3 protein-coding genes are annotated in these 3,055 nt (G+C 72.5%); 2 read left to right on the top strand and 1 reads right to left on the bottom strand.

The genetic code is table 11. The features are described 5' to 3' along the window. Positions 1-225: 225 nt before the first annotated feature. Positions 226-1,260 (bottom strand): LuxR C-terminal-related transcriptional regulator, encoded by a 1,035-nt coding sequence (locus tag IJH84_RS01580; protein ID WP_200069782.1) that lies wholly within the window; start codon positions 1,258-1,260, stop codon positions 226-228. A gap of 270 nt (positions 1,261-1,530) precedes the next feature. On the opposite strand from IJH84_RS01580, the gene def reads away from it, so the two are divergent. Both def and fmt read left to right on the top strand, forming a co-directional pair. Further along, the gene (def, locus tag IJH84_RS01575) at positions 1,531-2,076 is read left to right on the top strand and encodes a peptide deformylase (RefSeq protein WP_200069781.1); all 546 of its coding nucleotides are present in this window, start codon (positions 1,531-1,533) and stop codon (positions 2,074-2,076) included. Then, on the top strand, positions 2,076-3,002 hold the full coding sequence (gene fmt / locus IJH84_RS01570) for a methionyl-tRNA formyltransferase (RefSeq protein WP_295139394.1): 927 nt from the start codon (positions 2,076-2,078) through the stop codon (positions 3,000-3,002). The genes def and fmt overlap by 1 nt, the downstream gene beginning before the upstream one ends. The last annotated feature ends 53 nt before the right edge of the window (positions 3,003-3,055 follow it).

Raw genomic sequence — 3,055 nt, 5'->3', positions numbered from 1 at the left:
GGTGCGATCCCGCAACCGCCGGGTGCGCGCGCCGCACCTCGCCGACGCCATTCCAGCGCGAGACTTCGCAGGCACCGGCCGGATTTCCGGACCTGGACGGAGAGTCTAGGTACGCCGCCAACCGCGGCGACATCGGTCAACTGACGTATCCGACCGGTTCAATGCGGCAAGATTCTTCGCAGCCGTGCCGTTCCGATCGGTGTCCTGCCAGCTGCCATCGCCGACTCAGCGCATCCTGCCGAGACCACCCGGCCGCAGGTCCGAGCCGCGCCCGGCCGGAACCAGCCGCAGGCCTTCGCGAGTGGCCAGCGCGGCCACCTCCGCGCGGGAGGCCACCCCGAGCTTGGCCAGGATGTGCTCGACGTGGGTCGAGACGGTGCGGCGGCTCACGACGAGCGCATCGGCGATCCCTGGGTTGCTGGCGCCACCGGCCAGCAGCGTGACGACCTGCAACTCTCGTGCGGTGAGGTCGTAGGGCGCGGGCATTTCGCGCTCGGCCACGAGCATCGTCGATCCCGCGCACCGGGTCAGATCGATCCGGTGGAACGTCTCGGCCTCGTCGATCCAGATGTAGCTGCCGTTCCGGTGCGGGACCGAACTCAGCAGCAGCGGCCACAGCCGGCCTTGCGAACGCAGAACCGGGCCGACGTCGCGGCCGGGGATGCGTTGCTCGACACCTGCGCCGATCAACGCGACGTGCGCGTCGCCGTGCAGCTCGTCCGCGAGAACGCGGTGTGGCTGCAAGACGTTGCTGGCCTCGGCGAGCAGTGGCAGGAATCGCTCGACGGTTCGCCGCCGGTCGTCCGTGGCCGCGCGGGACGCGGCCCAGTTCATGTGCACGGCGCCGGCATGGGAACCGTCCGGTAGCCACAAGCAGGCGGTGAGACCTTCGTGGAATCCGGCGGGAAGCAGGCATTCTTCAGCAAGGGCGGTCGTGACGAACCTGATCTGCCAATTGCGGGCGAGATCCGACCAGCGCAGCGCCGCGCGGACCCCGTTGCGGAGCAGGCGGAAGCCCGGATTCCGCGCGTCCGGGACGAAGTCGTCCAGCAGCCGGTCGAGCGCGGCGTCCGAGTAGCCCGCGGCGGCGAGCGAGGTGTGCTGCGGACTCAGCGCGAACGGGTCGGCAGCGGTCAGCACCACCGCGTCACATCGGACCAGGTCGCGAAGCAGCCCGACGTGTTGCTCGGCTCGTTCGAGGACGCTCGCGGCGGCGGGTGCGGTGCGGCCCGCGGCGTGCTCGGGCGGAAACGGGCTCATCGCAGGTCCCTTCACTTTCTTCGGGCCACCGCGCAGGCTACGCCGGGGCTGCGCCGGAACGGGTTCCTCGCCGGGCGGCAGTCGATGCCGGGCGGCTGAATCCCCGCGGCGGTGCCGGTCGAGTCCCGCACCGCGAGCGGTTCCGCCGCGCTTCGGAGCGGTCGTGGCGGCTGCGGGCGGCGGCGACGGCGAAGACTAGACTCGTGAGATCCGGCAACCGCGATCGGCGGCGCACGCCGGCCGAACCGCCCGCGACCATGGGGGAACCGCTTGACCGTCCAGCCCGTCCGACTCTTCGGGGATCCCGTGCTGCGGACCCGCGCCGAGGAGGTCGTGGATTTCGACAAGGAGCTGCGCACCCTCGTGCGGGACCTCTGGGACACGATGCACGAGCAAGGCGGGGCGGGGCTGGCCGCGCCGCAGCTGGGCGTGGGCCTGCGGGTGTTCACCTACCGCTGCGACGGGTTCGAGGGCCACCTGGTCAATCCGAGCTTCGACGTGCTCGGCGACGAGATCCAGGACGGCCCGGAGGGCTGCCTGTCCATCCCGGGCATGCGGTGGGACTGCCGCCGCTACCGCAACATCGTCGCCCGCGGCTGGAACCTGCACGGCGATCCGGTGGAGATCGAGGGCACCGACCTGCTGGCGCGCTGCGTCCAGCACGAGACCGACCACCTCGACGGGGTGCTGTTCGTGGACCGGCTCGACGAGGCCACCCGCAAGGCCGCGCTGCGCGAGATCCGCCAGGCCGACTGGTTCGACGGGCAGGCTCCGGCGATCAAGCAGAACCCGCACCCGCTGTTCGGGGCGTCCTGATGCGGGTGGTGTTCGCGGGCACGCCCGAGGCGGCGGTTCCTTCGCTGCGAGCGCTGCTGGAATCCGGGCGGCACGAGGTCGCCGCCGTGATCACCCGGCCGGACGCGCGTTCCGGCCGCGGGCGCAAGGTGCTGCGCTCTCCGGTGGGCGCGGTGGCCGACGAGCACGGACTCGAAGTGCTCACGCCCGAGCGCGCGTCCGACCCGGAGTTCCTGGAGCGGCTGCGGGAGCTGGCGCCGGACTGCTGCCCGGTGGTGGCCTACGGGGCGCTGCTGAAGCGGGCCGCGCTGGAGATCCCCCGGCACGGGTGGATCAACCTGCACTTCTCGCTGCTGCCCGCGTGGCGCGGGGCGGCTCCGGTGCAGGCCGCGATCCGGCACGGCGACGACATGACCGGCGCGTCCGCGTTCCGGCTGGTGCCCGAGCTGGACGCCGGACCGGTCTACGGCGTGGTCACCGAGGACGTCCGCGCGGGCGACACCTCGGGCGTGCTGCTGGACCGGCTCGCCGAGTCGGGCGCCAAGTTGCTGCTGGCCACGCTCGACGGCATCGAGGACGGTTCGCTGCGCGCCGAGGAACAACCCGCCGAGGGCATCAGCTACGCGCCGAAGGTCTCGGTGGACGACGCCAAGGTCGACTTCACCCGGCCGGCGCACGTGGTGGATCGGGTGATCCGCTCGGTGACCCCGGATCCGGGCGCGTGGGCGTTCTTCGGCGACGAGCGGCTCAAGCTCGGGGCCGTGTCGGTGACCGAGGAGACCGGGCTCGCGCCGGGGGAGCTGCGCGTCGAGAAGCGCCGGGTGCTGGTGGGAACCGGCACCGCGGCGGTCGCGCTCGGCGAGGTGCAGGCGCAGGGCAAGAAGCGGATGGCCGCCACCGACTGGGCGCGCGGCACCCGCATCGAGCAAGGAGAAGTGCTCAAGTGAACGACCACCGCCCCCGCCGCCCGTCCCGGCCGCGGGGCAGCCGTCCGCCGCAG

It is taken from the genome of Saccharopolyspora sp. (assembly GCF_017434145.1).
In the GTDB taxonomy this organism is placed as follows: domain Bacteria; phylum Actinomycetota; class Actinomycetes; order Mycobacteriales; family Pseudonocardiaceae; genus Saccharopolyspora_C; species Saccharopolyspora_C galaxeae.
The sequence above is the reverse complement of the archived record's forward strand: the minus strand, read 5'-3'. Positions and strand labels throughout refer to the sequence as shown.

Bases quoted from the DNA above. Each gene is read 5' to 3' on its own strand.
- IJH84_RS01580 (WP_200069782.1), bottom strand. From the start codon at position 1,260: ATGAGCCCGTTTCCGCCCGAGCACGCCGCGGGCCGCACCGCACCCGCC.
- fmt (WP_295139394.1), top strand. From the start codon at position 2,076: ATGCGGGTGGTGTTCGCGGGCACGCCCGAGGCGGCGGTTCCTTCGCTG.